Here is a 3,261-nt window from a genome sequence, read left to right as displayed (position 1 = left end):
CCTGAGAGTCGCGGCGGGACCGATTGGCCGATACGCGGTGATGGTCTACGTCAGTGCCATCCGCGGCACACCGTTGCTGATTCAATTGCTTATCGCGTATTTCGTTGTGCCGGGCCTGATCGGTATTTCGCTGACACCACTGGAGGCGGGGATCCTGGCCCTGTCTTTCAATACGGCGGCCTACATCAGTGAAATCCTGCGGGGTGCTTTGACTTCGATTCCTCGAGGTCAGGTGGCAGCAGCCCAGGCACTGGGGATGCGAGCTCATCAGAAGTGGCGTTACGTGCTGTTGCCGCAGATGTTCCATCGCTCCATTCCTCCGCTGACCAACGAGTACACCGTACTGCTCAAAGCCTCATCACTGCTGTCGATCATTGCCGTCAGTGAGCTCGCTACCGTGGCTCGTAACGCGACGCTGCAAAGCGATCTGCCGCTGCAAGTGTTCAGCGCAACAGCGGTCGTTTACTTCCTTATTCTGCTGTGCGCTTCGTCGATCTCGCGACTCATCGAGCGCCGCCTTGCCAAGGTGATGCCAAATGCCCATTGATCTTGAGGTGGTCAATCACGCAATCCCCGCGTTGCTGCAGGGACTGAAAGTTACCGCGACGGTCAGTGCCATAGGCATTCCGCTGGGGATATTGATCGGAACTCTGTTCGCTTACATGGCCGATGCCGAGCATTGGCTGCCAAGATTGTTTGCCCGTTGTTATGTCGAACTTGTACGAAATGTACCGTTCCTGATCGTGGTGTACCTGCTGTTTTTCGGTCTGCCGCAGCTGGGAGTGCAAGCCTCTTCCTTTGCGATCGCCATTGGTGCCACTGCGTTCTATACGGCCGGGTATTTCAGTGAAATTCTGCGCGCCGCCTTGAAGAGCGTACCTGCCGGCCAGGCGCGCGCAGCTCGGTCACTGGGGTTTTCCGTCTGGCAGGTTCAACGCTACGTAGTCGTGCCGCAAAGCTTTGGCTACCTGATCCCGCCTACTACCAGCCTGATCATCATGATGTTCAAGGACACAGCGATCTTCTCGGTAACCAGTCTTCCTGAGCTCACCTATCAGAGCAATCTGATGACCGCTGACACCTTCGCTTACCTCGAAGTGCTTGGCACCGCTGCATTGCTCTATTGGCTGTCGAGCATTGTTCTCGATGCACTTGGACAAACTCTGGAAGCCCGCGAAAGACACTGGCGGCATCGCTAGAAAATCCCATCACTCAGGAGTTTTTTATGAAGAATCTTACCGTCGCTCCACGTACCAGCCATCAAACCCTGCTTTATTCAGAACTGATGACCGATCTGGAAAACCTTCAACAGGCGGATATTGCGGTGCTTGGCATGCCTTTCGGTTCGCCTTATGGCCCGCGCTCATACACCAACGACCAGACCAATGCGCCGCTGGCAATTCGTCAGCTCACCGACCGTATGGTGCGTGATCCGCGGCATTACGATTTCGATATCGATGGCCCGCTGCTGCAAGGTCGTAGCGATATCCGATTCATCGACTGTGGTGATGTGTTGCCCGATGTCGCCAAACCAGGTGAGCACTATGAACGTGCCGAGCAGGCCGTACGCCAGCTTCTCAAAGCCGGAGCGCTGCCGGTCATTCTTGGCGGTGACCACGGAATTACTACGCCGGTTTTACGGGCCTACGACAGTCTCGACCCGATCACCATCATCCATATCGATGCGCACCTTGACTGGCGCGACGACGTGAACGGGATCCGGGAGGGGTTGTCCAGCCCGATACGTCGTGCCTCCGAAATGGCCCATGTCGGCCGGATCTTCCAGATCGGACTGCGCGCCCAAGGCAGCGCACGCCCCGAGGATYTGGAGGTTGCGCGCGAGTATGGTGCGGAGTTGATCAGCGCCTATGAGTTGCATGAGATCGGCATGGACGCGGTGCTTTCGCGTATTCCCGATGGTGGAAACTACTACCTGACCATTGATGCCGACGGTCTCGATCCGACCATCATGCCCGCTGTCGATGGTCCGGCCCCGGGTGGCGTGACTTTTTTACAGGCACGCAAGCTCATTCACGGATTGGTGAAAAAAGGACGGGTAGTGGGTATGGATATCGTTGAAATCCAGCCGGGTAAAGACAACGCAAGCAACCTCACCTGCGTGACGGCGGGACGCTTGATTGTCAATCTGATCGGCGCCTCTATTCGCGCGGGGTATTTCGACAAATGATTCAGACCAACGCCGCGGTGTCATTGGTTTCACGCTTCGCTGCAGATGTTCAGCCCCACTGCATCAGAATGCGCGGAATCAATAAATGGTACGGAAATTTGCAAGTCCTCAAAGACTGCTCGACGCACGTCAGTAAAGGCGAAATTGTGGTGGTGTGCGGACCTTCAGGTTCAGGCAAGTCGACATTGATCAAGACGGTCAACGGCCTGGAGTCTTTTCAGAAAGGCGAAATCCTGGTGAATGGGCAGTCAATCGGCAGCGCAAAAACTGACCTGCCAAAGTTGCGCCAGCAAGTGGGCATGGTGTTTCAGCATTTCGAACTTTTCCCCCATATGTCGATCATCGAGAACCTCACGTTGCCACAAACGAAGGTACTCCATCGTCCGACAAACGATGCGAAAGCCAAAGCTCTGGCATTGCTTGAACGTGTGGGCCTCAGCGCACATGCCCACAAGTATCCTGCGCAACTCTCTGGTGGTCAGCAGCAGCGTGTTGCCATCGCCCGGGCGTTGTCGATGGATCCGGTCATCATGCTCTTCGATGAGCCAACCTCGGCACTGGACCCAGAGATGATCAACGAGGTGTTGGACGTGATGGTGTCGCTGGCCAAGGACGGCATGACAATGATGGTGGTCACCCATGAGATGGGCTTTGCTCGGCGCGTGGCAGATCGGGTGGTTTTCATGGAGGAGGGGATGATCATTGATGACACATCCTCTGAAGCATTCTTTAACGGGACGTCTTCGGAGCGAGCAAAGCTCTTCCTGTCGAAAATACTGGGGCACTGAGTTCCACGTTGTATCCAGCGTTCAATACGGAGTCAGTCAATTAAAGCTCGGTCAGCAGGTATCGATTATGGTTTGCCCTGCTGACTGACGCATTTCGTATTAGATCTGCTTCGCATCGCGTGACAATACCTACAACCAACAGTTAAACGATCTGAATACGGATATCCACTTAAGGTGGAAGTCTTTTGCATGGGTAGCTATTGGCCGTCTTCTGCCTACAGTCACCGGCAGATATTGCTTGCTGCTTGAGGGGCAACGGTGGCGGCAGCATGGAGCCAGCCCGGA

General features: G+C 55.3%; 4 protein-coding genes. All 4 read left to right on the top strand.

All coding sequences use genetic code 11. The annotated features are described in order from the left end of the window. Nucleotides 1-547: amino acid ABC transporter permease (locus tag ACXRVY_RS21375; protein WP_458238176.1), on the top strand; the 547-nt coding region annotated here is incomplete at its 5' end. Continuing rightward, complete coding sequence (locus ACXRVY_RS21370; RefSeq protein WP_223462614.1) at nucleotides 537-1,199, top strand: amino acid ABC transporter permease; 663 nt, start codon at nucleotides 537-539, stop codon at nucleotides 1,197-1,199. The genes ACXRVY_RS21375 and ACXRVY_RS21370, both read left to right, overlap by 11 nt. Before the next feature lie 26 nt (nucleotides 1,200-1,225). Then, nucleotides 1,226-2,188 carry an agmatinase gene (locus ACXRVY_RS21365; RefSeq protein WP_108219494.1) on the top strand — a complete coding sequence of 321 codons (963 nt, stop codon included), beginning with the start codon at nucleotides 1,226-1,228 and terminating at the stop codon, nucleotides 2,186-2,188. 68 nt (nucleotides 2,189-2,256) lie between these two features. Continuing rightward, a complete protein-coding gene (locus tag ACXRVY_RS21360; RefSeq protein WP_223462619.1) occupies nucleotides 2,257-2,976 on the top strand; it encodes an amino acid ABC transporter ATP-binding protein in 720 nt (239 codons plus the stop codon). The last annotated feature ends 285 nt before the right edge of the window (nucleotides 2,977-3,261 follow it).

It is taken from the genome of Pseudomonas sp. P5_A2_2, from assembly GCF_054177685.1.
The sequence above is the reverse complement of the archived record's forward strand: the minus strand, read 5'-3'. Positions and strand labels throughout refer to the sequence as shown.